The organism is Vibrio kagoshimensis, from assembly GCF_050337535.1.
GTDB lineage: Bacteria > Pseudomonadota > Gammaproteobacteria > Enterobacterales > Vibrionaceae > Vibrio > Vibrio gallaecicus.
Genome location: NZ_JAKJSZ010000012.1, coordinates 88,467 through 115,186, shown reverse-complemented (window position 1 = coordinate 115,186; position 26,720 = coordinate 88,467). Strand labels below are relative to the sequence as shown.

24 protein-coding genes are annotated in these 26,720 nt (G+C 41.0%); 14 read left to right on the top strand and 10 right to left on the bottom strand.

Annotated elements, in window-relative coordinates:
- The first annotated feature begins 73 nt into the window (after nt 1-73).
- Genes L4C37_RS13050 through cas6f form a run of 4 tightly spaced genes read left to right on the top strand, consistent with a single transcriptional unit; the run spans nt 74 to nt 4,828 of the window.
- Nucleotides 74-1,258: a TniQ family protein gene (locus L4C37_RS13050; protein WP_429768843.1), complete on the top strand. Its 1,185-nt coding sequence runs from the start codon at nt 74-76 to the stop codon at nt 1,256-1,258.
- Entirely contained in the window at nt 1,259-3,181 is a 1,923-nt protein-coding gene (locus L4C37_RS13045; protein ID WP_429768842.1) for a type I-F CRISPR-associated protein Csy2, read from the top strand. It abuts the gene before it with no gap.
- On the top strand, nt 3,165-4,226 hold the full coding sequence (gene csy3, locus L4C37_RS13040) for a type I-F CRISPR-associated protein Csy3 (protein WP_429768841.1): 1,062 nt from the start codon (nt 3,165-3,167) through the stop codon (nt 4,224-4,226). The genes L4C37_RS13045 and csy3 overlap by 17 nt, the downstream gene beginning before the upstream one ends.
- Before the next feature lie 2 nt (nt 4,227-4,228).
- A complete protein-coding gene (cas6f, locus tag L4C37_RS13035; protein ID WP_429768840.1) occupies nt 4,229-4,828 on the top strand; it encodes a type I-F CRISPR-associated endoribonuclease Cas6/Csy4 in 600 nt (199 codons plus the stop codon).
- 458 nt (nt 4,829-5,286) lie between these two features.
- Here the strand turns inward: cas6f and L4C37_RS13030 are convergent, their stop codons facing one another.
- Entirely contained in the window at nt 5,287-5,493 is a 207-nt protein-coding gene (locus L4C37_RS13030; RefSeq protein WP_171734093.1) for a helix-turn-helix domain-containing protein, read from the bottom strand.
- Nucleotides 5,494-5,587: 94 nt separating this feature from the next.
- Between L4C37_RS13030 and L4C37_RS13025 the strand changes: the two genes are divergently transcribed.
- From L4C37_RS13025 to L4C37_RS13015, 3 genes are read left to right on the top strand one after another with little or no spacing between them, the layout of a single operon-like run.
- The gene (locus L4C37_RS13025; RefSeq protein WP_429768839.1) at nt 5,588-6,136 is read left to right on the top strand and encodes a hypothetical protein; all 549 of its coding nucleotides are present in this window, start codon (nt 5,588-5,590) and stop codon (nt 6,134-6,136) included.
- On the top strand, nt 6,130-7,524 hold the full coding sequence (locus L4C37_RS13020) for a DEAD/DEAH box helicase (protein ID WP_429768838.1): 1,395 nt from the start codon (nt 6,130-6,132) through the stop codon (nt 7,522-7,524). Before L4C37_RS13025 ends, L4C37_RS13020 begins: the two co-directional genes overlap by 7 nt.
- 2 nt (nt 7,525-7,526) lie before the next feature.
- Nucleotides 7,527-7,790 (top strand): hypothetical protein, encoded by a 264-nt coding sequence (locus L4C37_RS13015; protein ID WP_429768837.1) that lies wholly within the window; start codon nt 7,527-7,529, stop codon nt 7,788-7,790.
- A 448-nt stretch (nt 7,791-8,238) separates the two neighbouring features.
- Here the strand turns inward: L4C37_RS13015 and L4C37_RS13010 are convergent, their stop codons facing one another.
- The 4 genes from L4C37_RS13010 to L4C37_RS12995 form a co-directional block, all read right to left on the bottom strand.
- Nucleotides 8,239-9,222 carry a TniB family NTP-binding protein gene (locus L4C37_RS13010; RefSeq protein WP_429768836.1) on the bottom strand — a complete coding sequence of 328 codons (984 nt, stop codon included), beginning with the start codon at nt 9,220-9,222 and terminating at the stop codon, nt 8,239-8,241.
- Between the two features lie 11 nt (nt 9,223-9,233).
- On the bottom strand, nt 9,234-11,045 hold the full coding sequence (locus L4C37_RS13005; RefSeq protein WP_429768835.1) for a Mu transposase C-terminal domain-containing protein: 1,812 nt from the start codon (nt 11,043-11,045) through the stop codon (nt 9,234-9,236).
- Nucleotides 11,038-11,727 (bottom strand): TnsA endonuclease N-terminal domain-containing protein, encoded by a 690-nt coding sequence (locus tag L4C37_RS13000; protein WP_429768834.1) that lies wholly within the window; start codon nt 11,725-11,727, stop codon nt 11,038-11,040. Before L4C37_RS13000 ends, L4C37_RS13005 begins: the two co-directional genes overlap by 8 nt.
- Nucleotides 11,728-11,874: 147 nt before the next feature.
- Nucleotides 11,875-12,918, bottom strand: coding sequence for a GMP reductase (locus L4C37_RS12995; protein WP_372265313.1), 1,044 nt, complete (start codon nt 12,916-12,918; stop codon nt 11,875-11,877).
- A gap of 569 nt (nt 12,919-13,487) precedes the next feature.
- Here L4C37_RS12995 and L4C37_RS12990 point away from each other — a divergent pair.
- Together L4C37_RS12990 and L4C37_RS12985 are read left to right on the top strand one after the other, a co-directional pair.
- The gene (locus L4C37_RS12990) at nt 13,488-14,042 is read left to right on the top strand and encodes an outer membrane beta-barrel protein (RefSeq protein WP_167493990.1); all 555 of its coding nucleotides are present in this window, start codon (nt 13,488-13,490) and stop codon (nt 14,040-14,042) included.
- 196 nt (nt 14,043-14,238) lie between these two features.
- Nucleotides 14,239-14,757: an outer membrane beta-barrel protein gene (locus L4C37_RS12985; RefSeq protein ID WP_429768833.1), complete on the top strand. Its 519-nt coding sequence runs from the start codon at nt 14,239-14,241 to the stop codon at nt 14,755-14,757.
- Between the two features lie 38 nt (nt 14,758-14,795).
- Here the strand turns inward: L4C37_RS12985 and cra are convergent, their stop codons facing one another.
- On the bottom strand, nt 14,796-15,797 hold the full coding sequence (gene cra, locus L4C37_RS12980; protein WP_273295518.1) for a catabolite repressor/activator: 1,002 nt from the start codon (nt 15,795-15,797) through the stop codon (nt 14,796-14,798).
- Nucleotides 15,798-16,189: 392 nt separating this feature from the next.
- Here cra and fruB point away from each other — a divergent pair, with 392 nt between their 5' ends.
- From fruB to fruA, 3 genes are read left to right on the top strand one after another with little or no spacing between them, the layout of a single operon-like run.
- Complete coding sequence (gene fruB / locus L4C37_RS12975; protein WP_429768832.1) at nt 16,190-17,323, top strand: fused PTS fructose transporter subunit IIA/HPr protein; 1,134 nt, start codon at nt 16,190-16,192, stop codon at nt 17,321-17,323.
- Between the two features lie 9 nt (nt 17,324-17,332).
- Nucleotides 17,333-18,310 carry a 1-phosphofructokinase gene (gene pfkB / locus L4C37_RS12970; protein ID WP_429768831.1) on the top strand — a complete coding sequence of 326 codons (978 nt, stop codon included), beginning with the start codon at nt 17,333-17,335 and terminating at the stop codon, nt 18,308-18,310.
- A 16-nt stretch (nt 18,311-18,326) separates the two neighbouring features.
- Nucleotides 18,327-20,090, top strand: coding sequence for a PTS fructose transporter subunit IIBC (fruA, locus tag L4C37_RS12965; protein ID WP_429768830.1), 1,764 nt, complete (start codon nt 18,327-18,329; stop codon nt 20,088-20,090).
- A 150-nt stretch (nt 20,091-20,240) separates the two neighbouring features.
- On the opposite strand, the gene L4C37_RS12960 is transcribed toward fruA, so the two are convergent.
- Nucleotides 20,241-20,609 (bottom strand): DoxX family protein, encoded by a 369-nt coding sequence (locus L4C37_RS12960; protein ID WP_372265320.1) that lies wholly within the window; start codon nt 20,607-20,609, stop codon nt 20,241-20,243.
- A gap of 101 nt (nt 20,610-20,710) precedes the next feature.
- Between L4C37_RS12960 and L4C37_RS12955 the strand changes: the two genes are divergently transcribed.
- Nucleotides 20,711-21,604, top strand: a complete 894-nt coding sequence (locus tag L4C37_RS12955) for a LysR family transcriptional regulator (RefSeq protein WP_273295526.1) — start codon at nt 20,711-20,713, stop codon at nt 21,602-21,604.
- A 99-nt stretch (nt 21,605-21,703) separates the two neighbouring features.
- Here L4C37_RS12955 and L4C37_RS12950 read toward each other — a convergent pair whose 3' ends face one another.
- Entirely contained in the window at nt 21,704-23,641 is a 1,938-nt protein-coding gene (locus L4C37_RS12950) for a tetratricopeptide repeat-containing diguanylate cyclase (protein ID WP_429768829.1), read from the bottom strand.
- A 175-nt stretch (nt 23,642-23,816) separates the two neighbouring features.
- Nucleotides 23,817-25,169 (bottom strand): MATE family efflux transporter, encoded by a 1,353-nt coding sequence (locus L4C37_RS12945; protein WP_429768828.1) that lies wholly within the window; start codon nt 25,167-25,169, stop codon nt 23,817-23,819.
- Between the two features lie 100 nt (nt 25,170-25,269).
- Between L4C37_RS12945 and L4C37_RS12940 the strand changes: the two genes are divergently transcribed.
- Nucleotides 25,270-26,214 carry a LysR family transcriptional regulator gene (locus L4C37_RS12940; protein ID WP_372265416.1) on the top strand — a complete coding sequence of 315 codons (945 nt, stop codon included), beginning with the start codon at nt 25,270-25,272 and terminating at the stop codon, nt 26,212-26,214.
- Between the two features lie 109 nt (nt 26,215-26,323).
- Here the strand turns inward: L4C37_RS12940 and L4C37_RS12935 are convergent, their stop codons facing one another.
- Nucleotides 26,324-26,647: a DOPA 4,5-dioxygenase family protein gene (locus L4C37_RS12935; protein ID WP_137372192.1), complete on the bottom strand. Its 324-nt coding sequence runs from the start codon at nt 26,645-26,647 to the stop codon at nt 26,324-26,326.
- Nucleotides 26,648-26,720 lie beyond the last annotated feature (73 nt).

Sequence of the window (26,720 nt, the reverse complement as noted above, 5' to 3'; positions counted from 1 at the left end):
ATAGCGTCTCAATCTGAAGTAAAACTCGGTTAATCATGCTGGTAACTCCTATATTTGGATTAGGAGGAGCTTAATGCTTTTACAAAGACCCAAACCACACAGTCACGAAAGCTTGGAGAGCTTCTTTATCCGAGTTGCAAATAAAAATGGCTATGAAGATGTGAACCGTTTTCTTATGGCCACGAAACGTTACCTTCAAGATATCTACTTCTCAGGGTTCCAGACCTTCCCTACTAACATCTGCAAGATGAATCCTGCGTCAGCCAAAAGCAGTTCCAGTGCCCGAATAGCTTCACTCCTGAAGCTCGCTCAATTGACGTTTAATGAACCGCCCGAGCTGCTTGGGTTAGCAATAAACAGAACAAATTTAAAATACTCTCCATCCACCAGTGCTCTGATACGAGGTTCTGAAGTTTTTCCTCGTAGTTTACTTCGAACTAAATCCATCCCCTGCTGCCCATTGTGTTTACAACAAAATGGCTACGCCTCCTACCTTTGGCATTTTGAGGGTTACGATCACTGCCATATTCATGATGCACCTTTGCTCAACAGTTGTCGCTGTGGCACTGAGTACGACTATCGAGTGTCTGGTTTAAGTGGAATGTGCGGGGAATGCAAAAAAACTATCAGTACGAAAAGTTCAGAGAGTAGCCATAAAGCAACATCCACTGTTTCAAGTTGGCTCGCCGGCAATGAGTCTAAAGATCTACCTGACGTCCCCAAAAGCTATCGTTGGGGTTTGATTCATTGGTGGGTCCATATCAGCAAAAATGAATTCGATCACGTTTCGTTCATCCAATTTTTCTCAAAGTGGCCTAGCTCGTTTCATTCTATGATCGATAATGAGATCGAATTCAACCTAGAGCACGCCATTGTTGGAAGAAGAGAATTACGGATAAAAGATCTTCTAGGGCGGATATTTTTTAGTTCTGTTCGATTACCAGAACGCAACCTGCAGCACAATATCGTTCTAGGAGAGCTTCTACGCCATACAGAGATGCATTTATGGGATAGCAACGGTCTGATCGCTGACCTACGCATGAACTCTTTAGAGGCTGCTGTATTCCTCAATTGCAGTATGGATGAGGTAGCTTCAATGGTAGAACAGCGCATCTTAAAGCCAAATCGTAAAACTAAGCCAAACATGCCTCTGGCGGTTAACGACTACTTATTTTATTTCGGCGACATCTTCTGCCTTTGGTTAGCCGAATTTCAAACTGATGAATTTAACCGCTCTTTCTATGTATCGAGGTGGTAGATGCCGACTTTAGCTGAGCTAATGCAATCCAAACTTGATGATTTAAACATCGAGCTTAAACGCGCATTCCGACCTTTAACACCACATATAGAGATTGATGGGAAAGAACTTGATGCACTCACTATATTGGTGAATTTAACCGATAAAACCGCCGATCAAAAAGACCTACTCGACCGTGTAAAGGGCAAGCAAAAGTTAAGAGATGAAAAATGGTGGGCTCGCTGTCTAAAAACGTTTGAATATAGACAAAGCCACAACCTAAAATTTCCAGACATACGCTCTGAAGGTGTTATTCGCGCGACTCCTTTGGGTCTGCTACCTGAATTTTTACTCTCATCTTCTAAATTAGAACCACACCACTGGGCGTACAGCCATGATTCGAGTGATGTTAACAAAAGCGCCTTATTAACCAATGAATTTAGTTGGAATGGTGTGATTTCATGCCTTGGGGATTTACTTAAAGATGTAGAACACCCGTTGTGGCAAAAACTCAATACGCTTGGCTGCTACCAAAAAACACGTAAGGCTATCGCTAAAAAATTGGTTCAGATTGCTCAAACCACGATTAACGTCAGTCTCGCTCCAAATTACTTAACTCAACTATCTTTGCCTGATAACGACAGTTCTTATATTTCACTCTCGCCAGTGGCTTCTCAATCGATGCAAAGTCACTGTTATCAAGCGCTAGAAAATGAGTATCGCTATACAGCGTTAACCCGTTACAGCCGCAGTACTAACATGGGAGTATTACCTATGACATGTGGTGGTGCTTTGAAGATGTTGAAAGCTGTCCCTAACTTTTCCTTTACTCCTCATTCTCAGATTAACATTGGAAAATCTTGGCTGACCCCAAATCATATTCAATCGTTAAAGCAATACCAAAAGTTTACTCGATATTTAATGCCAGAAAACAAGCGAGTGGCTTACCGAAGAACAGTCAAAAATGAGATACAAGGGATGGTTAAGGCTTGGTTGCTTACACAGGACAGGGCCATGGATGTGAATACTCTTGTCCAACATCTAAACCATGACCTGTCCTGCTTAAAATCAGCTAAATGCTTTGCCTATGAACCCAAGATCACAAAACTCCTACTTGAGCTTTTAAAGAGTGAGCTAAACGAATCTAAAATTTTTTCAACTAATGTTAGTAGCCCTGCTGATAAGGATTCATTCTTACTTATTCCCAATATAAGAGTTAGCGGAGCAACCGCATTGAGCTCACCTGTCACGGTCGGTCTTCCATCACTCACTGCTTTCTTGGGGTTTACTCACGCGTTTGAACGTAACTTAAATGAGTCTTTTCCTACGCTCACAATTGATTCGTTTGCCATCTGTGTCCATCAACTACACGTTGAAAAACGCGGTTTAACAAAAGAATGTATACAAAAAGCAAACCACACCATATCGCCCCCCGCTACACATGATGATTGGCAATGTGACTTGGTCTTTAGTTTGGTGATTAAGTTTAATCGTAGCTTGAGCGATGATGAAAGTACGATTGTTCGAGCTCTGCCGAGGCGGTTTGCCAGAGGTTCCGCTAAAATAGCCATTGCAGATTTCAAATACATCCGGTCATTTTCAACGTTAGAAAAGACGATTCAATCCTTTCCTCAGAAAACCGGCAAATGGCTATCGATGCATACTGAACCTATCAAAAACATGGGTGATATTTTATCGGAAGTTAAAGAGAACCGAAAATTAACCCCAAGCTGTGTTGGGTATCATTTTCTTGAAGAGCCGACCGACAAACCTAACTCTCTTCGAGGTTATAAACATGCTTTTTCTGAGTGCATCATTGGTCTGATTGAGCCCATCACTTTTGATCAAAACACCGACATAAATACTATTTTGTGGCATCACAAGTGCTATCAAAACTACCTTTCTGTGCAGCCAAGGAGTACCTATCATGGAACTACCGACTAACCTAGCCTATGAACGTTCTATTGATCCTTCTGATGTGTGCTTTCTAGTTGTGTGGCCAGATGGGCGAAAGACCCCCTTAACCTACACTTCTCGTACTGTACTAGGACAAATGGAAAGCGCAGCCTTAGCTTATGACCCGTCTGGGAAGATCAAAGAAAGTGCAACGGCTGAAACACTGGCTCAAGGTAACCTACATCAAGTCGATTTTTGTCATGCTCCTTTCGGTGCTAGCCACATTGAATGCTACTTTTCGGTCTCTTTTTCTTCTGAGCTACGCAAACCTTACAAGTGTAATTCGTCTACGGTTAAACACACACTAATGCAACTAATCAAAGCGTATGAAGAAAATATTGGTTGGAATGAATTGGTTTCTCGATATTTAGTCAATATATGTAATGGCTCATGGCTGTGGAAAAATACTAAAAAAGCCTATTGCTGGGATATAGAGTTAACCCCTTGGCCCTGGGCGGGAGGTGCTGTCAAATTTCAAGACATAAGGGCTAACTACCTTGAAAGAAGTGACTTTGAGAACCATAAAGATTGGGAAGCTATTGCTCAAATGACCAGAAATGCTTTTTCTCATTCTAATGGTTTGGCCATATTTGAAGTGAAAGCCACCTTGCGGCTACCAACCAATAAACAGATTTTCCCGAGCCAAGCATTCACCGAAAAAGAAAGTAACAACACTAATAAATCTAAGAAACAAAGCAAGGGACGAGTTTTTCAAAGCACAACGGTTGATGGTGAACGGAGCCCAATATTGGGTATTTATAAAACCGGTGCCGCCATTGCGACCATAGACGACTGGTACCCCGATGCAACTGAGGCACTGCGTGTCGGTCGGTTTGGGGTTCATAAAGAAGATGTCACTTGCTACCGTCACCCTTCTACGCAAAAAGATTTCTTTTCTATACTTCAGCAAACAGAGTCTTACATTGAAGCACTCACGTCTTCAGATAAAACAAATCAAGAGACCATAAACGACCTGCATTTTTTGGTCGCAAACATCATCAAGGGTGGAATGTTCCAACATAAGGGGGATTAAGTATGACGTGGTACTACAAAACGGTCACTTTTCTGCCAGCGCGTTGTAACAATGAATCATTAGCCGCTAAGTGCCTTCAGATTCTTCATGGCTTTAACTATGAATATGAAACAAGAAATATAGGCGTTTCATTTCCTCTTTGGAGTGACGATACCATCGGAAATAAAATTTCTTTTGTGAGCACAAATAAAATCGAACTCGATTTGCTACTCAAACAGCACTACTTCACCCAAATGAAAGATCTGCACTATTTTGATATATCAAATACAAAGGTTGTCCCTGACGGCTGCGAGTATGTTTCATTTAAGCGCTGTCAGTCTATCGACAAAGCAACACCTGCTGGACAAGCTAGAAAATTGAAAAGATTACAAAAGCGCGCTGAAGCAAGAGGAGAAGAATTTGACTTACCTTCAATCAAACCGCAAGAGATTGTAGCACTCCACCACTACCACTCACTGGAAGAGGATAGTAAAAGTCGTGACGATAGTTTCCGACTCAATATAAGGATGTTCAAAGAGTCTAGCTTAGACGGCGATGCTCTATTTAGCAGTTATGGTCTTGCAAATACTGAAAACACATTTCAAACCGTGCCGCTTATTTAACCCTTTTTCACAGCAAGAACGTAACGCATTGAAATTGCGTCATTTTTATCTAGCACCTAAAAATAGGGGCAAAATGCCTTTTATGAATTAACTATCTGATAAAACTGTACTATTCTTTATTTAGCTACAGTGTACTGCCGAATAGGTAGCTGATAAGAATCAGGCAAAACTTAAAATTGATAAACTTAAGTGTACTGCCGAATAGGTAGCTGATAAGACCCAAAGTACGCCACCCATTAATATCGCCATGTTTACTGCCGAATAGGTAGCCATCTAACAAAGAATCAACACTGTAGTTTTAATCACAAGCAGCCAAATGGCTGTTTGTATTACCCATAAAAGAGGACTATAATCCTCACCACTACTGAAACAGTAGCTGATAATAAACGAACCACATTTATTCGAGTTCAAGATCAATATACTGCTGAATAAGTAGATATCTTAGGGCGACGCTGATTTTAAGGTAATAGCTCTCTCACATCACACTCAAGCACTTGTGCTAGCTGATAGGCTTTTTCGAGTGTGATGTTGACTTCTCCTCTCTCGATTCTACCAACATAGCTTCGATCAATATCAGCTAACAGAGCCAACTTGTCTTGTGAAATCGATTTATCTCTACGCACACCACGTAGATTAGCACCAAACATCTTTGCTAAGTCTTTCATTTTATTTAACTCTTAAAATGAAAGACTATCTACTCTTGATGCAAACATTACCACGGACTATAATCCGCATAAATTTCAAAAACGGCTAGAAATAATGCGCACACAGCAACGAATAAATAGCGATATCTATCAATCAATTTCACGAACAGACGTCACTAAATTTACAGTCGTTGAAGTAAGAAATTCGATTCTAGAAATCTCTGACATATACGGTAACAAAAACACGGCGAGGCTATTCGTCGCTAGGCAAATTCAAGTATTAGAAAACGCTGGCTTTATAAAATCAGAGCTCATTGGCCACAAAAAGCATTATTCGAAAACAGAAAAGTTCGTTCTATCCAATTTTAAGCTCATTCAAAAAAAGAAGCGAACTAGGCCAACCCCCAGTACTAAGGATAAGCAACATGAGCCCATCTCAATTGATCTTGAGAATGAAAAAACAGGCATTGAAGCCGAACTCGCTATCACATTAGCTGAGGTTGATGAGTACAAAGTACTTATGACGCGGTCGAGGGAATTAAAAAAGCTACTAAAGCCATCCTATTCTGTCACCACTCAAAAAGCAGCGGTGTTAATGGCGAAACTTAACGTATGGTCTAACGCAATAGAGCTCATAAAAAACAGTAGGTCAGCTACATGCTAAGAGCGTGGCAACAGCAATGTATCGATTCAGCATTCGATAGTTTCAATAACCATAAACATCACTTTCTCGCTCAAGCGACACCTGGTGCAGGAAAAACCTTTATGGCAGCGAATTTAGCCAAAAGAATGTTCGATAACCAAATGATTGACTTTGTTATCTGTTTCTCGCCATCTAAAACTGTATCTAAAAGTATTGCCGCGTGTTTTTCCGCCGAACTAAATTGCCCTTTTGATGGGAAACTCGGCACATTAGGTAGCTCCATTACTTATCAGTCACTTAGGTACCTTGGAGAACATTTTTGGGAAACACTTTCAAAATACCGTGTACTTTGTATTTTCGATGAAATACATCACTGTGCAGGAGATAATGAAACTAACACCAACTCCTGGGGGCGCCATATCCTTTGTGAGGTACAGAAAGCATCAACTTACACCCTCGCACTTACAGGAACGCCCTGGCGCTCAAATTTAACACCTGTCGTACTCTCGTCATATACAGATCCAGAGGGTGAGATTATTTGTGACTATCAATATTCATTAGCTCAAGCAGTCAAAGATGGTGTGTGCCGCAGGCCAACCATTGCTCTTGTGGACTGCGAACATTCAACAATTAAAGCTAACAATCATGTTGAATCATTTAATTCACTACACGAGTTAGTTACTGATGGTGATATCAATTACTCAGCGATACTGCACAATGACTCTGCGCTAATCCACATTTTAGAAACGGCAGTATCTCGCCTAAAACAAATCCGTACTGAATCTCCTTCTGCTGGAGGTTTAATTGTTGCGTCTTCAATCAGTCATGCGAAAAAAATTGCATCATTGCTTGAAACCACATTCAACCAAACAACTACGACCGTTACGTACAAAGAGGATGGTTCGCATGCTCGTATTGAACACTTCAAATCGAGAAATACCGAATGGATTATTAGTGTAGGGATGGTAAGCGAAGGAACCGATATTCCAAGGCTTCAGGTATGTTGTCATCTTAGCAACATAAAAACTGAACTTTATTTCCGACAAATACTAGGTCGCATTTTACGCACTACTTCATCAAGGAACCAAGAGGCCTGGCTATACACCTTTGCCGCCCCAAAGCTAATTCAATTTGCTGAAGAAATTGAACACGACATTCCTAACAGTTGCCTGTTTCTTAGAGAAGAATCAGAAACATTGAGCACACATACAAATTTGAGTAGCTTCAGTTCAGAGTCACCCGTCGCAGTTCAAACTAGCAATCAAATATCGATAGATTTTAGCGACGATACAAACTCTACCCCACCATTCAACAGTAACAGCACTCCGACCAACGAGGAACTATCGTTAAAAGACTTCAACCAGAGAGTCATTGAAGCCTTTCACTATGACCGCCAATCGAATGTGTAGTCATGAGTAGAATTATTACAGTGCTTCAAACTAACGCTGTTGTAGGTATAGGTAGTCAAATAACAGAAGCCATTAACATTGAAGTTGGAACAGAACTGGTTGGTCCAACTCGTGAATTTTCTAGTGATGACGTTAAGCTTGCGATAGTACAATTTACGAAATCTATAACTAGTAGGGCAGATTCCCTCAATAAACTATATTCCGTTATTGAAGATTCTCAGCACCCTGAAGAATTTTTTGACGCCAAGTCTATTGGAGAGAGCTAACTGACGCAGCTGAAATGATTCGGTCTTATAAAGGTACCCTTAAGACTCAATATAATAGACTAGTTAGGCACGCTGGGCTTGAAAGTGAAGCTGTGAAGTCATTTATACTAGTTTGCCGAGCTAACGGTAATTTATATACTAACGTACTGAACCTTGTCTCTCTTTATAAACAACTCTGCATACCTAAAAATTCAGAACGCGAACTAGAACTCTCATTTAATCCCGAGATGGTTGATATGCTAAAAAAGGCAACAGATTCAGTAGTTACTAACAGCTAATATTAATGGGTAATTATGCTCCAAAGATGAATGGCGGGTAACTTGCCTTAGATGCTTCTAAGGTGTACCTGTCCGTAGGCTTACTGATAAGCACGAAAATGTCCAATTATGAGTTTCAGAGCCACAAATTGGTAATTTCTGCTCTCCCAATAAGTGACCAAAGCAAGCCCTTATTCAAACATATTGGGACCTTTTTTATTTTTTCGACTTGCTCCTCTATAGTAGTCTTCCCATCCAATATCTTTAGGTGGTGGGCGCAACATCGCCTCCGTCACCTTAACATCAACGCTGAAAGGGTTTTTCCACTTGATTGGCTTATCACCACGCGTTAGTTCTGATGCAAAAACTAAGTCTTGGTAAGCAATTTTATCTTGCTCATTATTGATTGCTTCAATCGAAGCATGATAAATGAGATTTCTCAGAGAGCGCATATTGCCCTGAGAAAAAGCATATAATTTCTTCTGAAGGTCTTGTTCAGCCAAGCCAACTTCCTTTTCAAAAGGTAACGCCTTATCTAAGTGTTCCAAGAATGTCTTGAACACACCTTCCCCGTCTTGGTAACTAAACGGTCGCAATTCAAACTGAATTGAGAATCGTCCATGTAATTGTGAGTTTGCTTTCAATACAACCTTCGAATATGGCATGCCGAAAAGAACGATTGGGCACTTAGTTCTATTGAGTATCATTTTGAGCCAATTTCCTACTTGCGTGAGGACACGATTTGACTTCTCTTCAACTAGATGCTGAAATTCATCGATAATGATCAACTTAACACCAATCACGGGTATTAGATCGGTTAATCTTTTCGTCAATCTTGCCAAATCAGTCTCATAAAGCGCTAGTGGGTCTCCCATTTCAAGCAACAGCTCTCGTGCTGCATCAACTGGTTTCGCGTTGTCTGGTAGTTCGATATGCAGGACAGGAACTACGTCTCCCCGAGCTTCTGAATCTCGCTTGTTTTGACTTAAATATTTTTTGATAACTGTCGTCTTACCCACTCCCGATGCTCCAAAGACCATCATACATGTCGGCTCAGATTCAAAGTCAGATAATTCTCTACACCTATCCATATAGCCCAAAATTGTCGTAACACTTGGCGTTGATACAAATGCTCTTTTGGCTTTTGAGATGCGTGTTTCTCGATCTTCATCCATCTGATGATTTCTCAAACATAATCAATATCCCAATCTTCATTATCAACAATCACAATTTCTTCTTCGTGTTTTTGTACCGGGGTGGGCTTAGTATCACTAATAGACTTTGCCCTAGCACTATTTTCTTGGTGTCTAGCGCCCCGTCTCCGAGCTCGAATTTTATTCGTCTTAACAATTGATTGGTCGGCAATGTCTTCAATCTTTATTTCTGCGTCAATTTCCTTATCTTCATCATAATATTCAGAATATAAATCAGCTTGATGCTTCATATTATACTTGTGCTGCCAAAGTGAAACACCACTTGCGTATTCATAGTGGATAGCGGGGACGGTAAAGTACTCATTCTCGTCTTGATCCAATACCCAGATGGTAGCCATACATTCTGGATTATATTTGAACTGAACTTTGTGATCTCCTTTCTTACCTCGATACTCAGCTAAACGTACACTGCTGTATGTCAGTTCTTTATAAACTGTTATACCTGCTTTAGTTAGCTGTTTATGAGCTTCAATAGCAAACTTGAAGTCCAACTCATCTTTAGAACCCAAAAACTCTTCAGGCTCCCAATCTTGACAACCTTGTCTCCAAGCAACATTAGGGCCATTAGTCCCCCTTTGATTAGGCTTTCGATGATAGATGTCTACCAACCAAATCAAGTAGATTTCTTTAATTTCATCTAATGTAAGAGTTGCTTCACTTACTGAGTCGTAGCCCTCTCTCTGAAGGTAGTGACTGAAAGCTTTACCAGGTAGGTCATCTAGCAGCGAAGTGTTGATAGTGCCGTAATTACGTTCAACATGCGGTTTATTATCGGGCGTTTCTACTTTGTTTTGATGCACAATGATCAACAGAGATTCACACGCTTTATCAAAGGCTTTTGACAGAAACTCTTTACCGTTGTCAGTAACTAATAAATCAGGAATTCCGTAACAAAGCCATTCATTTTCAATTGATGGATATGAGGCTAAAAGAGTGTCTTTGCGTTGTATCGCATTTTTGAGAGCTAAAGAAACCGACATATAGCTTGGAGGTTCAAAACCCAAATAAAAACCAATAACAGCCTTACTATAACAATCTACTAACTGAGTAAGCCAAGGTCTACCCAAAGGGATTCGATGCTCTTCGTGTACCGCAAAAAGATCCAAGACAGTGTGGTCAATCTCGACTCTCTCAAGTACGCTAGACGTAATGATCTTTCTCCCCATTCGACGGAATTCTCTTTTAGCGACTCGCTCGCCTTTCTTTGCAGCTAATATTTCGAAAGGTGTTTTCTTTTTGACCCGTACCCGCACAGACTCGTATTCGGGATATTTATATTTCGTGCTGTGCGTTAAGTTATATTGTCGAACTTTGCGCCTAACCCGTCTATACGCCGAGTTAATATTGATTTTTCGACCTGAAATAACTCTTTCAACTGCTTGTTTCATAATAGCATCAACAATAGGTGCAACTTTCGGGTCTCTGTTACCTCGACTCTTGAAGTCAGGTGCTAAGCTAACTGGGTTATAATCTGATTCTCGGAAAGTAAGCCACCATCGGTAAATTGTAATTGCACTGGGAATTTTTCTATCATGGCTCCGTTGTAAGTCTACGCGATGTGGTTCAATTGATTTGGGGACAATCTTTTCACACTTCCGCCCTAATAAACGAAGAATGCTTAACCGAAAAGTAATCTCTACACCAATTTTCTCAGGAAATGCTGATATATCCTGATACGTCACGTCTTCTAAACTGCTAGTAGCAGTGATTACCTCATTGGGTTCAAGCTCTACTACCGACGAAACTGGTTTTTTATGGAAGCTCGAAAAACCTTTTTTAGGCATAACAACCCAGCTCAAATTCAGACTCGAGTGATAATGGTACCTCTAAGCTTGTTTGGAGTAAGTTTCGAGAGAGCAAATTACACAGCAATGGAAATATTTTTCTTCCATTTAGGCCGAGTTGGAGTCCTAAACTTTGTGCTGTTTGCGCACCATTCAGTTTTAACGTGGTAAGGAGATTTTGATGAAAGTGGTTCAAGTTATCTCTTGAGGCATATCGATGCAAAAGCTTAAGATTGCGAAAGATGATCTCATCCAGTATTTCTTCCTCTGTAACCAGTTCTAGTTCCAAACCCAACTCAAACGCACCTAGCACTTTTGCTTCCCATTCACTTTGAAATTCCGCTTTTGATCTTTCCATATCGGACTTTACTTCATACAGCGTGTATTCACCGCTATCAAACTGAACTAGAAAGTCTGGAACATAAGTATGAGTCTTTCCATTTAGACAGTATGAAAATCTTATCGGCTGAGAACAAAATCGAACGATACTGGCCTCGAAGTCAAAATGATAACAAGCGGCACATTCTAAAAAAGATTCTACCGTAACTCTTTTTCCCATCTTAGCACTGACGTAACGGTGTATGTTTTTTCCACGTGACTTAGTTAAGTTTCGAGCCGGGGTATCAAATGCACTTTCAAGTGCAATCAAAGTGGCTGTAGAAAGGGAAGGTAGAGCAGACATAATATTGCCTCTTCACGATTTTGTCGTAAACTTACATAAGTCTAGACCATGAAAAGGCAATATCAAATTATGGTTGTACCAAATATCAATATATGATTGTAAATATCAATTTATGGTTGTATCAACATCAAACAATCGTTTTAAATGTTATTCTTTACCGAATACGTTGTTCTCTTGCTCTTGTACACGGATGAAAGTCGTACGCTTAGTTAGCTCTTTAAGCTTTGCTGCGCCTACGTATGTACAAGTTGAACGTACACCACCAAGGATGTCAGAAATTGTGTTGTGAACTGAACCACGGTATGGAAGTAAAACAGTTTTACCTTCCGCAGCACGGTACTTAGCAACACCACCTGAGTGCTTGTCCATAGCCGACTGTGAAGACATGCCGTAGAACTTCATGTATTGCTTACCGTCTTGCTCTACAACTTCACCACCAGACTCAGAGTGACCTGCTAGCATGCCGCCTAGCATTACGAAGTCAGCACCGCCGCCGAACGCTTTAGATACATCACCCGCACATGAACAGCCACCGTCACCAATGATTGTTCCACCTAAACCGTGGGCAGCATCTGCACACTCAATAATGGCAGAAAGTTGAGGGTAACCAACGCCTGTTTTTACACGGGTAGTACACACAGAGCCAGGACCAATACCAACCTTAACGATGTCAGCGCCCGCTAAGATAAGTTCTTCAACCATGTCGCCAGTTACAACGTTACCAGCTGAGATAACTTTATCTGGGAATTCAGCGCGCACTTTTTCTACGTAGTCCACTAGGTGCTCTGAATAACCATTGGCAATATCAATACAGATAAAGACTAAATCTTCACTGAATGACATGATCTCTTTGATTTTTTCAAAATCAGCATCAGAAGTACCCGTAGAAACAAACACATTGTTTAACGTGTTTTTATCTGCAGTTTTAACAAACTCACCCCATTGCTCTACTGTGTAGTGCTTATGGATAGCCGTCATCACACCGTGTTCAGCGAGAGCTGCTGCCATTTCAAAAGTAGCAACTGAGTCCATATTAGCCGCAATAACAGGCGTACCTGACCATTGACGACCACTATGCTTGAATGTAAAATCGCGGGTTAAATTTACTTGGGAACGGCTTTTAAGAGTAGAACGCTTCGGGCGAAATAATACATCTTTGAAACCTAACTTAAGTTCTTGTTCGATACGCATAGTGTTTTCCTTGATTCATAAATATATGTGTCACTCGCAAATGCGTTGTAAATTCGTTGGCAGACGGATTTACTTTTCTTCGGACACAAAAAAACCGGAGCGTTGGCAGACGCTCCGGTTTTCAGCATTATAGGCTGCGATTTCTTATCTACAAGCCTGATATTAAAATTTTATTTGTGATACCATTCGGAAAAGCTGCATACCAGCCACTTCCCTACAAAGCCTCTATTCATTACTTTTCCAAGCAAATTAACTACTTAACCGAATCCATGACGCAAACCTTTGCGCAAATAACATACGAGCTACTAACCTAAAATTCCCACTCGGGTACATTTATTATTTAAACCATGCATTAAGTCACTAAAATTCCGGTTAAAACTCAGTCAATTTAAATTGATTCAGTCCAAGTTTTATTAAAAATAATCATCATTACCTTTAAATAATCACTTTTTTCGATCAATTATTTTATCTTTAACTCAATATGTTGGAGCACATTTTGCTTTAATAAATATTAAAGGCATTAATTTGCCACTTAGAAATCGGGAAATTACATGACTAGGAAGGTAAACATGAACAAATCACTGGGTTTATTCGCATTCACTACAGCGTTGATTATCTCAAGTGGCAGCGCTATCGCCCAATCTCAACCTGGTTCTTTCTATACCAATGTTGGAGCCACGATGATTTCAGATGGGTCTGACTCCGAAACAGCTTACTTTGCACAAGCTGGTTATAATCATTACCTCACTCCATTTGTTGCTTTAGATTTGAATTATCGCCATACCGCCACATTAGACAGTAGCGTTGCTGCGAACAGTACAAGCTTTGCTTCAAAATATAATTCTTACGGATTAGGGCTGAAGTTAGAACAAGGAATTGGCTGGTTTGATCTATACGGTATAGGCGGAGCAAGCTATATAGATTCTGAAGTCTCGCGTTGGAGTGTTGCTAATAGTGCGGTTGAAACAACTAAAGAAAGCAGCATTGAACCTTATGCGAGTGCCGGAATAAAATTCGCTCCAAAGGGCTCTCCTCTTCTACTAGATGCCGGTGTGTCTTATCAGTGGCTACCAAACAATGAAAGTGCTGCATCTTTATTCGCTGGTGCGTATTTAACATTCTGATCTTAGCCTTTACTCAATTAAGCTGCTTAGTCGAGTACATAATATAGAAAATTATTTAGCCCAATATTATTAACAAAACAGAACGCTGTATGTTATAATTTTTTCTTTGCTGAAACTATAACTTTATGGCGCTGTAACTTTAATGATCGGACTAAAAAAAACATATCTAATACTTGCTGCTGTGGGTGGAACTCTAATGACGAGCACCCACCTTTATGCTGCATCATCTAAACATGATCTTTACACCGACATAGGTCTTTCTTCGACCAAAAATAGTAAATCTACATCGCAGGGCTGGTATCACCGATTTGGTTATAACTACTATTTTTCACCATTTATGGCACTAGATCTAAGTTATACGGACTCAAGAGCGTTGGATGATCCAGAAAATAACCCGACCAGTGACGACTTAGTAACCAGTTATAAAGGACTTGGAGCTGGAGTTAAATTTCAACACCATTTAAGTAAGCGTTTCTCTGTCTATGCGAAAGGCGGAGCATCTCACCTAACCATTACTGAGAAGTCATGGGATCAAGCTAACCAAACTTATATCCGAACTGAAGATACTGGTATATATCCGTATGGGTCCCTAGGGGTCAACATGCTAACACCAATGAAAAACTTTAAATTCAATGCCAGCTATAACTTCCAATTATTGAATAGCAGCTCTACCGCTTCTGCATTTACTGTTGGTGTCGACTACCAATTCAAATAAAAAATCACAACTTTAGGCTGGGACTACTTAAGTTAGAACTACCTGCGAGTTATTTTTCTCGGTACTAATTCAATCCCAGCTTGATAGCGCTTTGCTGAAGCATTAATCGCCAATGCAAAAGCGCTGTCTGCAATCACTTCAAACTGCTGTGGCAGCGAATGTACTTTGAATGGTAAAAAATCTAATAAACGGTTATCACCAAAAGTTGCTAATTTTACTTGGTTAATCAATTCTGGCTTTTCGACCATCACATCTAACACCCCCTCTAACAAAGTGTATGACATGGTCACAATCGCATCGGGCACCGTGCCTTTTGCAATCCACTCTTCAAACACTTCTCTACCTGATTCACGATCAAAGTGTTCACCATATCCAACAACCATTGGCTTGTTCTCTTTGAGATCAGTTTGTTGCGCATGAGCCTTGTTTGCCGCTTCAAATCCAAGTTGACGTTCACGTGAAATATTCAAATCGGGTAATGCGCCAATCAAGCCCACGCTTTGGATATTGTTATCAAGAATTGAATGTGTAAGTTCAAATGCGGCTTCGAAATCTTCACTGATCACGCAGGCAAAGTGCTCATCATCTAGAGGACGGTCAATCGCTATTACTGGAGTTCCTGAATTTTGTAGCTTCAAGTAAAATTCATTGGCATCTGGCATTGAGCTCGCAACAAGCAAAGCATCAATACGACGACTCACCAAAGCTTCTGCCACCTTACGTTCTGTTTCTGCATCATCATCTGAACAGCCAATCAGTATTTGATAGCCCACTTTACGTGAGTTTTGCTCTATCAATTTAGCTAAACGTGCGTAACTGCTGTTTTCCAGATCAGGAATAATCAGTCCAAATGAACGGCTATTACCGGCACGCAATGACGAAGCAGCATGGTCTGGTCGATAGTTATACTCTTCCACGACTGCCATTACTTTCTGCTGAGTCTTTTCACTGATTCTGTATTTCTGCGCTTTGCCGTTGATGACATAACTGGCTGTAGTTTTTGAAACGCCAGCCAATTTAGCAATTTCATCAAGTGTCATATGGGTGACCTGTATTTTGTGCGTAGGATCATATAACCAATGATCTGATCCTCGGATTAGTTGAATTATATGCTGAATCGATTCAGTATAAAAGCTGAAAGGATTCAGCAAAATCTGAAAAGTGACTTTAATCATCCTTTTGAATGAATTGAGCGTCATTTGTCGTTAATCGAATTTTCATGATCTAACTTTTTATGATTCATGAATCAAACTGAATAAACGACACGCAGCAAAACTGTTTTGAAAACTAAAATCGGCTTTGCTGAATTTTTTTACATCAAATGCTGAACCGATTCAGCAATTATAAAGCAACGAGTAAAGTTCACTAACACTTGCTCTAGACTGAATCGTAGCGATACACAAATTCTCAAGCGATATGCTAAAGAGGCACCATGCTTAAATTATCAAAATCTGACATCACTCTTGGTCAAACGGCCGATGACAAATTCAAAGCTATCCAGAACATTGCTGGCGACCTAACCGCGAAAGGCTTAGTTGATTCAGGCTACGTTGCAGGAATGCTGAACCGTGAAAAGCAGAACTCGACGTTCCTAGGTAACGGCATCGCGATTCCTCACGGGACGACGGATACTCGTGGCTTAGTAAAAGAGACAGGCGTAGTCGTTCACCATTTTCCAGAAGGCATTGATTGGGCGGACGGTAACCGTGTGTACGTGGCGATTGGTATCGCAGCTAAATCTGACGAGCACCTAGGCATTCTTAAGCAACTGACTAAAGTGCTAGCAGCTGACGGTGTTGAAGATAAGCTAAAGCAAGCGAAATCAGAAGACGAAATCATCGCCCTACTTAACGGTGAAGTTCAGCTTGAAGCCGACCTAGACGCTTCTTTAATTCAACTACTGTTCCCTGCAAGTGACATGATTCAAATGTCTGCTGTTGCGGGAGGTCTACTAAAAAACACAGGCTGCACTGATAACACTTTCGTAGCGGATCTAGTAACTAAGTCGCCTACACACCTTGGTAATGGACTGTGGCTACTAGGCAGCGATAAAGGCGTGGCACGTACTGGCGTATCGTATGTTTCAACAGCGAACGATTGTGAATACGAAGGCACACCAGTGAAAGCACTTGTCGCCTTCGCCGCTTGTAATAGCGCTCATCAATCTATTCTGGCAAACCTAAGCAAAATGGTTTTTGAAGGTAAGCAGCAACAACTGTTAACCGCTGACGCAGCGCAAGTAATTGGCCTTCTAAAAGGTGAAGTAGTTTCTGCAGCTTCTCAAAAGGATGGCAACTGCGCGGTATTCAAAATCAAAAACGCACACGGCCTACACGCACGCCCAGGTGCAATGTTAGTTGCTGAAGCGAAAAAATTCGAATCAACTATCCGCGTTTCAAACTTAGATGGTGACGGAAAGGAAGTAAACGCGAAGAGCTTAATGAAAGTTATCGCACTTGGTGTTAAACACGGCCACCAGCTTCAATTCATCGCAGACGGTATTGATGCTCCACAAGCAATAGAAGCAATTGGTAAAGCTATCGCATCTGGTCTTGGTGAAGGTTAAGGAATCGACATGTCTGATAAACAAATCAAAGCCGTTACCGTAACGCTAAACCCTGCTCTGGATCTGACTGGTAGCATCGATGCGCTAAACGTAGGTTCAGTTAGCTTAGTGAACAAGGGTTCACTTCATGCAGCAGGCAAAGGCGTAAACGTAGCCAAAGTACTTTCAGAGCTTGGCGCGCAAGTGACCGTGACTGGTTTCCTTGGGCGTAACAATGAAGAACCGTTCTGCCAACTGTTCGAACAGCTGGGCGCAACCGACCGCTTTATTCGTGTCGACGGCGCAACTCGAATCAACGTTAAATTGGTAGAGAATTCAGGCCAAGTAAGTGACATCAATTTCCCGGGTGTTCCTGTTAACGCTGACGCAATTAAAGCGTTTGAAGAAACCTTGTTAGAGCTTGCTGAAACGCACGATTACTTCGTGATTGCAGGCAGCTTACCACAAGGCATCTCACCTGAGCTCTGCGCTTCTTGGGTTCAGCGCTTACACGATTTAGGTAAGAAGGTGCTATTTGATAGCAGCCGAGACGCACTTAAAGCCGGTATTAATGCGCAACCTTGGTTAATCAAACCAAACGATGAAGAGCTATCTCAGCTATTCAATGCTGAATTATCCACTCGTGACCAATGCCAACAAGCAGGTCAAGTATTAAGTGAAAAAGGTATTGAGAACATCGTGGTGTCACTTGGAGCAGAGGGCGTGATGTGGCTTAACCGAGGTGAATGGTTACACGCTCAACCACCGCGCATGCAAGTAGTAAGCACGGTAGGAGCAGGTGACACTTTAGTCGCTGGTCTATGTTGGGGTCACATGCAACAGATGCCAAAAACAGAACTTATTAAATTTGCAACCGCCCTATCTGCCCTAGCAGTTTCACAGGTAGGCGTTGGCGTAACCAGCCAACAAGAGCTGGATTCAGTACTACAAAATATCCAATTACAGTCGCTTAGTGCTCCAACTAGCCAGTTAGACATAAGCAAATAAGGACAGAAGGTTTATTATGAATATTGCCATTATTACAGCTTGCCCGAGTGGCGTAGCAAACAGCATCATTGCAGCAGGGTTGCTCGAACAAGCGGCTAAATCCCTTGAATGGAACGCATCAATTGAATGTCAGTCAAGCGTGCTTCCTAATACACCATTAGCCGACGGTGTGATTGAAATTGCAGATGTTGTGATTATCGCAGCAAATACAGATGTTGATAAAGCGCGCTTTGTGGGCAAGAAAGTGTACCAAGCGGCTATCTCTGAGTGCACAACTGATGCAAAATCATTCCTAGAGAAAGCAGTAACAGAAGCAACAGTATTAGACGCTTCTCAAGTTGAGACTGCAGTGGAAGTTACTGGTACTTCAACAAATGCTTCAACAGAAACTACAGGCAGCAAAAAGATCGTAGCGATTACCGCTTGTCCAACTGGCGTTGCACATACCTTTATGGCAGCTGAAGCGCTTGAAGCAGAAGGTAAACGTCTAGGTCACCAAATTAAAGTAGAAACTCGCGGCTCTGTAGGCGCGAAGAACCAACTGACAGACCAAGAAATCGCAGACGCTGATCTTGTTATCATCGCAGCAGACATCGATGTTCCTCTTGATCGTTTTAACGGCAAAACGCTATACAAAACGACAACAGGTCCTGCTTTGAAGAAAACGAAGCAAGAGATGGAAAAAGCATTCGCAGAAGCTAAGCCATACCAACATACTGCTTCTTCAAATTCAGCACCTGCTGACGAGAAGAAAGGCGTGTACAAGCACCTAATGACAGGTGTTTCTCACATGCTTCCTGTGGTAGTTGCGGGCGGTCTGATCATCGCATTGTCTTTCGTATTCGGTATCGAGGCGTTTAAAGAAGAAGGCACACTAGCAGCTGCATTGATGACTATCGGTGGTGGCTCGGCATTCGCACTGATGATCCCTGTACTTGCTGGTTTCATTGCATTCTCAATTGCTGACCGTCCAGGTCTGGCTCCAGGTCTAATCGGCGGTATGCTAGCTAGCTCAACTGGCGCTGGTTTCCTAGGTGGTATCGCGGCAGGTTTCATTGCAGGTTACTCAGCGAAATTCATTGCCGACAAAGTTCAGCTTCCACAATCAATGGAAGCACTAAAACCTATACTGATAATCCCGTTTATTGCGAGTTTGTTCACTGGTCTTGTGATGGTGTACATCGTGGGTGGTCCAGTTTCTGGCGTGATGACCGCAATGACTGATTTCCTAAACAACATGGGTACGTCTAACGCGATTCTCCTGGGTGTGATTCTAGGCGCAATGATGTGTTTCGACCTTGGTGGTCCTGTAAACAAAGCAGCTTACACATTCGGTGTTGGTCTACTGGCTTCGCAAACTTACGCGCCAATGGCGGCTATCATGGCAGCTGGTATGGTTCCTGCTCTGGGTATGGGTCTTGCGACTTTCCTAGTGAAAGACAAGTTTGAAGCAGGCGAACGTGAAGCAGGTAAAGCATCATTTGTTCTTGGCTTATGCTTCATCTCTGAAGGTGCGATTCCATTCGCAGCGAAAGATCCAATGCGTGTTATCCCAGCTTGTATGGCGGGTGGTGCACTAACTGGCGCTTTATCAATGATGTTTGGCGCGCAACTTATGGCTCCACACGGCGGTTTGTTTGTACTACTGATTCCAGGTGCTATCTCTCCAGTACTTATGTACCTAGTAGCGATTGCAGCAGGTACAGCAGTAACAGGCTTCGGCTACGCAGCACTGAAAAAGATGGGTGATAGCAAAGACAAAAAAGCAGTCACTGCTTAACATTTGTAATCACGCCTTGTTTATCTAGGCCTAGTTAGCTAAACCTAGTTATCTAAGCCTAGCCATCAACTAAAAACCTCAAAGCCCCTGATTGGATAACTCCACAAGGGGCTTTCTTATTTTGGCTCGAACAGTATCTAATGAATTCGCTCAGAGTCGAATAAGTACTTCAATAGCAGGTGTCATAACGTAAGTAGACAACCCTAACGTGATGATAGATGGTATGGCATCTTTGAATGTATCAAAACGGAAATGAAAGAACATTGCTCCAATGGATGTACCTGCAATCAACCCAGCCCCTGAAACACTTAAAATTGGGTTTTGCGTTACCAAACCTACAAACATAACAATCGCTCCCGTCGCTTCAATCACTCCAACCAGAAACATAGCTAACCGGTTAAGTCCATAACGGTGAAAAAATGCTAACTGAGGTTCAAAAATTACCTTCACCCAACCAAACAATTTAACTGAGCTGGCAAATAGAAAGAACGTAATTAATAGCCCCTGGATAAACAACATAACCTGAACTCCTCTGTAATCAGTGTCTTTATTTAAGCATTCCAAAAAATTTATAAGTAGGCTAACATTTGACTCATTGTGATTCCAAAATGGAATACCTAATGGATAAATTCGATTGCTTAAAAGTGTTCATACATGTTGCTCAACTTGGTACATTTACCGCTGCGGCAAATGAGCTCAACCTCACTCAAAGTGCCGTAAGCAAAAAAATTGCTTGGTTAGAAAAAGACGTTGGTGTGACCTTATTTCACAGGCATGCCCGTGCCATCAGTCTCACTGTAAGTGGAAAGCAATATCTGGATTTATCATTAAAACTAACCAGTGAAATAGATGTATTCGAATCTCACCTCAGAGAAGAACAAGCTTCAGTCACTGGTGTATTAAAGCTATCTGCACCCAGCGCATTTAGTCTTCAGTTACTGTCAAAGCCACTGAATCTGTTCATGAATTCACACCCAGATTTACTTGTTGATATATCGGTTTCAGATAAGTTTGTCGACTTAGTTGAAAGCGACATCGACATCGCTATTCGAGCTTCATACCTCAAAGATTCTGGATTAAAAGCAAGATGGATAATAGACAATGAATTAGTCTATTTTGCATCGCCTGGCTACTTAGAATCACGCCCGCCAATTTTAAAAGCGGACCAATTAAGCCAGCACCAATGTTTAACCTATTCTCTTATATCACCATCAAACTTGTGGCGTTTTAATGATAGGAACAAGGAAATAAGAGTAAAAGTAAGAGAAAAATTACGAAGTGATAGCCCAGAGATGCTGGTTAAAATGGCTAAGCTTGGGCAAGGTATTGCTGCAATGCCAAGGTGGATGATAGAAAAAGAGCTAAAGTCAGGCACACTAGTTTCACTATTCGAACAATACACAAAGAAAAAACTGCCGATGTATTTAGTTTATAAAGACAGCGACCATCAGCCCCAACGCATTCGTGCTTTTATTGATTTTGTCGCCGACTATTTTAAAAATAACGAGCTCTAACTTACTATTATGAATAGATAGGTTCGAATCTTTTTAAAGGTACGAACCCATATTTACAGTGATATTAAATTTACATCGATATTTATATTACATTGAGACTTAACTGTCTGAATAAACGGCTTGATTTCGACCCGAGCGTTTCGCCTCATATAAGTTCTGGTCCGCTTTCCTAAAGTATTCATCGTTATAATGGAGTTCAGTAGGCAACGCAGGGTGGCTTACACCAATAGAGGTTGTGATATCCAAATTGCCAGCACTGGTTTCAAATTTTGTTTTATTGAAGGTTTCTAGAATTAGTTGAATACGTTGTTCTACTGACTGATCGTCAATCAATACCATTAAAAACTCTTCACCGCCCCAGCGAATAAATAATTCATTATCAGCCAATAGCTTACTCACTCGTTTAGCGGATTCTTTCAAAACCACATCCCCGATGTCATGACCATATTGATCATTGACCTGTTTGAAGTAATCTAAATCTAATAAAGCAATCCGATAAAATAATGTTTTTGAAAGGATTTTTCCGGATTTCACTTGATAGTTATAGTAACGGCGGTTATTCAAACCAGTTAATGGATCGATGAATGATAGATTCTCTAATTCCTTATTTTTCCTATGCATTAATACCGATTTTTGTATCGTTAAAGTAATAATAACGATAGCAATGATCCCCCAGATACAAGCAATCTGAAAGCGAAGCCTTTCTTTCGCCAGTTTTGCCTCTGTCAGTTTTTTTTCGACATCTAACAAATCACGCTCTTGCTCAATTCGGCGAGTAGCAAAAGCATTTTCAAGGTTATATACCTTGCCTAAAAGCTGTTGCTTATCTTGCTGATAAAAAATACGGTACATGTCCAACGCTGATTCAAAATCCCCTAAGCTGCTATACACTTCAGCCTTTTGATTGTATGAGCGTATCACCCATCTTTCATGGTCAATATCAGTAAATATTGCAATGGCTTCATCAACCATATTCAAAGCTAATTGGAACTCTTTCAGTTGATTTAAACTTTTCGCCAATAACAAATAACACTGACCGAATTCCAATGGGTATTCTTTACTGCCAGGAAAATTAAGGCAGTGGGTAGCAGTCTTTCGAGCCTCTTCATATTCCTTCAATAACAGTAATACTTCAGCTTTGCCTTTCAATTGAATCAAATTATCCCGCACAGAAGCTTTCTCTTCCTCAAAATACAGCTGAGCTTCAGAATACGCAGCAATAGAATTCTCCACATCACCTAATCGATTGTAGATAAAGGCTTCATTAAGATAAATGGTATGCATTAAGGGGTTATTAATCACACCACTTTCATTCAAGAGCTTACGGGCTTTTTGCATGTATTCTAGAGCTTTGTGCCACCTTTCTATATGTAGATATAAGAGCCCCAAGTTATTATGAATGGTGCTGTTATACAGACTATCCCCTAATTCGGTGGCAACTTTTATCCCCGCAGAAAAGAACCTTTGCGACTTTAAAAGTTCATTTGACGAATTACTGATAAAACCAGCCACATTATAGGCTCTTGGGAGCTGGTAAATAATATGGTGCTCTCTCGCTATCATGATGGCTTGCTTGATCAGGGTTTCAGCTTGAGGAATACGGCTATGCCTAGCATGGTTTACGGCTTCATCAATCAAAAGTGAAACGGTTAGCCAAGTCAGTTTTTCATTATCCGCTAGTTTTTTTAATTGCAGTGTAAGTTCATCAACCGTCCTGCTATCTTTCATATTCTTTGCAAGCTTGATTTGTATTTTCAGCCAATACGCTTTTTCTGTGGGGGTCAGTTTAGATAAGTTAGTTAACTCTAATGCCTGGAAACGGCTGGAAGATGTTTGAGGATCTACCTTTGTTTGATCAAAGATAGAAATAAGCTGCTGACCAATGTCTGATTGGCTTAATTCAATTTCAGGGTGTGAAGATGCTGCTGGATGATCAACAGTATCTGTCTCCGTTTGGAAAACGAGGATATCGACCGTAACAACAGCCCAAATACACAGTCCAATCACTAAAAACGAAAGTAAACTACTTTTTCTCATGCAGAGATAACCTTCCGGAAAATATGCTCATTGAAGCATTTCTATAAGGTCACAGCCTGATAAATCCACCTCTAACTATGCTTACCATCATACTGTAACGTTAGCACATGCCATAGAGTAATCTAGAAATTAGAGGTGAATTAATAAATTTTATCCAAGCCGTACACGTTTAGCCTTACGCTTGGCATAGCCCTGTTGGGTTAACATGACGATTAGTGCTGCGAATAACGAACATTAAATTAACCAATAATAAAATTCCGGTCACACCTAAACCAACACCAATTCCACCCCAAATTCCAGCTAGCTGATATTCAAGCATTAGATACCAAGCAGCTGGAAGACCAAACAACCAATAACCAATGGCTGTCATCACAGTTGGCATTGAGACTATTTTCATTCCTCTTAATAGGTTGATTGCGAGTAATTGCCACGCATCAACAATGAAGCACAGCGCTACCACCCAAATCACTGACGCAAGTAAAGAAGACATGCCTTCAGCGCCTTCGTCTAGCTTAAACAAGCCCGCTATAAAATCTGGCCAAAGAATGAAAATAGCAGACAAAACCACACTCAGCAGTGTGACTAAAATAAAGCTTTGAATAGAGGTTCTTTTAATCCCTTCATAATTTTGTGCGCCGTAGTCACGCCCCACCAATATTGCGGCTGCTTGAGAGAAACCGAAGTTAAAGTTCCAAGTGAAGCTTAAGCATTGAAGTAATATTTGATGCAATGCTAATGAAGCAATACTGATCGTCCCCGCCATTAATGTTCCGCCATAAATCAACCCGTGTTCCAGTATGGCTGCCATTGCGATCGGTAATCCCATAAGCAGTAGTGGGTTCATTAGTTTGAATGAGTACTCATCAATATTTAGCCAAGGAGAGAATGCTTTAAATTCATCGCGTTTAAAGACCCAGATGGTGTAGCAAGCCATAACAATTAATGCAGCAATGGCAGTTCCTAAGCCTAAGCCGGTTAATCCCATATCTAATTTGAAGGTCAGTAAATAGCTCACAGGTACATTAAGTATGACCGTCACAACAGACATAACTAAAATAGAGCGCACTTGTCCAAACGCACTGGTTAAGCCACGAAGCACCAACAATATCAAAGATGGAAACATCACCCACTTCAGAGCATGTACGTATTCCATTGCGAGAGTCACCACTTCAGGCGGTTGTTTTGCGGTTTCAAGAACCCACGGAGCTATCCAAAAGCTGCTCATCAGTAATACGCTCAGTACAAATGACAACATCACTGCACCTTTTACCGCTAACCTAATTTGCTTATTACCGTGCTCAGGGCGGCTGACTCTTTGCCCATAAGCAATGGCGATTAAGTTTGCGGCGCACCCTACCGTGCTCCCTGCAATAATGAAGATGAAGAAATAAATAGAGGCACCTAAACCACCCGCAGCCAATGCAGATACGCTGATTCGTGACATCATCCAAACATCAGTCAATACCAATGCCATAGAAATAAGCTGTGAGATGATGAGTGGGAATGCAAGTGCGAGAATTTTTTTCATAGGAACCTCTAGATATTTCGCACAAAATAAGCTTTATCGAACTAGCATTCAATTGATATATCTGCCAATCTGGCATTCCAAAAACTCATGAGAAATAATGATGACTCCTTATCCAAACCTCCCTTATTCACATAACGGACTTAGAGCCTTTGAATCCGTGGCAAGGCTTATGAGTTTTACCCTTGCAGCGGATGAGCTAAACGTGACCCAAAGTGCAATAAGTCGTCAGGTAAAACAGCTTGAGGATGACCTCAACGCATCGCTAGTTATGAGACATCACAGGACGATAACCCTGACACTTCAAGGGCAAGAGCTTTATTTAGCACTAAGAGATAATTACACCTCGATTGAGGCCGTTGTTGCTTCGTGGAAAGAACCAAAGCAAAAACGTATTGTGATAAAAGCGGCGTTAAGTTTTGCTACTCGCGTGATGATTAATAAGGTCCACGATCTGAATGAGCGTTACCCAGATTACGAAATCGCGATTATTCCTGTAATTGAAGAGGACGAAGCGCTTAATAAGGCTGACTATGACTTACTCATTTTTCATACCCGTTTAAAAAAACATTACGATAATAAGCCCAATGTTTTCTTCTTAAGAGATGAATACATGGCTCCAGTTTGTGCAAAAATTTTAACGGAAGACACCACAGACTTAAATTCAATTCTAACGATGCCACGCCTGCACCCCACGCTTGACCATCATGATTGGAAAGTGTGGTTATCAGCAGTCGAATACCCTCCTCAACAAGTGGTTAGAAACACCAGTTTCCACTCTTTAGATTTAGCGTTAAGTGCATGCTTATCTGGTCAAGGTGTCACTGTAACGGATTTACTTTTAGTATTGCAGGAACTTGAAAGAGATTTTTTGTATTGCCCTGAGAACGCGAAAATTCAGCGGAGTGCTTGGACTTACTATGGTCACCAACAAACTCATACCCCTGTTATTGATGATTTAATTGAGTGGCTCAAGGAAGAAACTGAAAAAGAGATTGATGTACTTCGAAAGTTGGCTAACCAATACCATTGGCTAGGTATTAAATAGGTAATAAAGTCATACGATATAATAACTAGTTGACTGAGTTTTCCCCATAAAAAAAGCACTGAAAAACAGCGCTTTATTAAAGAATGGTACATAAAAGAAATAGACTGAATTAACTTGATAACGTTTCTTCAAATACACCTAATTCACGACCAAGCCAAATCGCTCGTTCAGTGTGATCCAGTAACTCTTCACCACCAGTCACAGGGTGAATAAGTACTGACATATCGCCACGTTCAGCCTCTAACCATTCAATTAGATTGTTGTCGTTATTTTTAAAATGAATTTCAAACATCGGCATTTTATGAGGTCCGACTAAGCGCTGAACCAGAGGGAACACTTCAATCGCATCTTTTCTTTCCTGAATCAGTTTTTGACGAAAATCTTCTGCTAACTGAGCATTACGTAAACCGAAATAAACGTGACCATGAAACATTGGGTTTTACCTTTTTAATCATTATTAGCGCTAGTGTAACGACAATTTAAAACTATTGATAATCCATTAATAG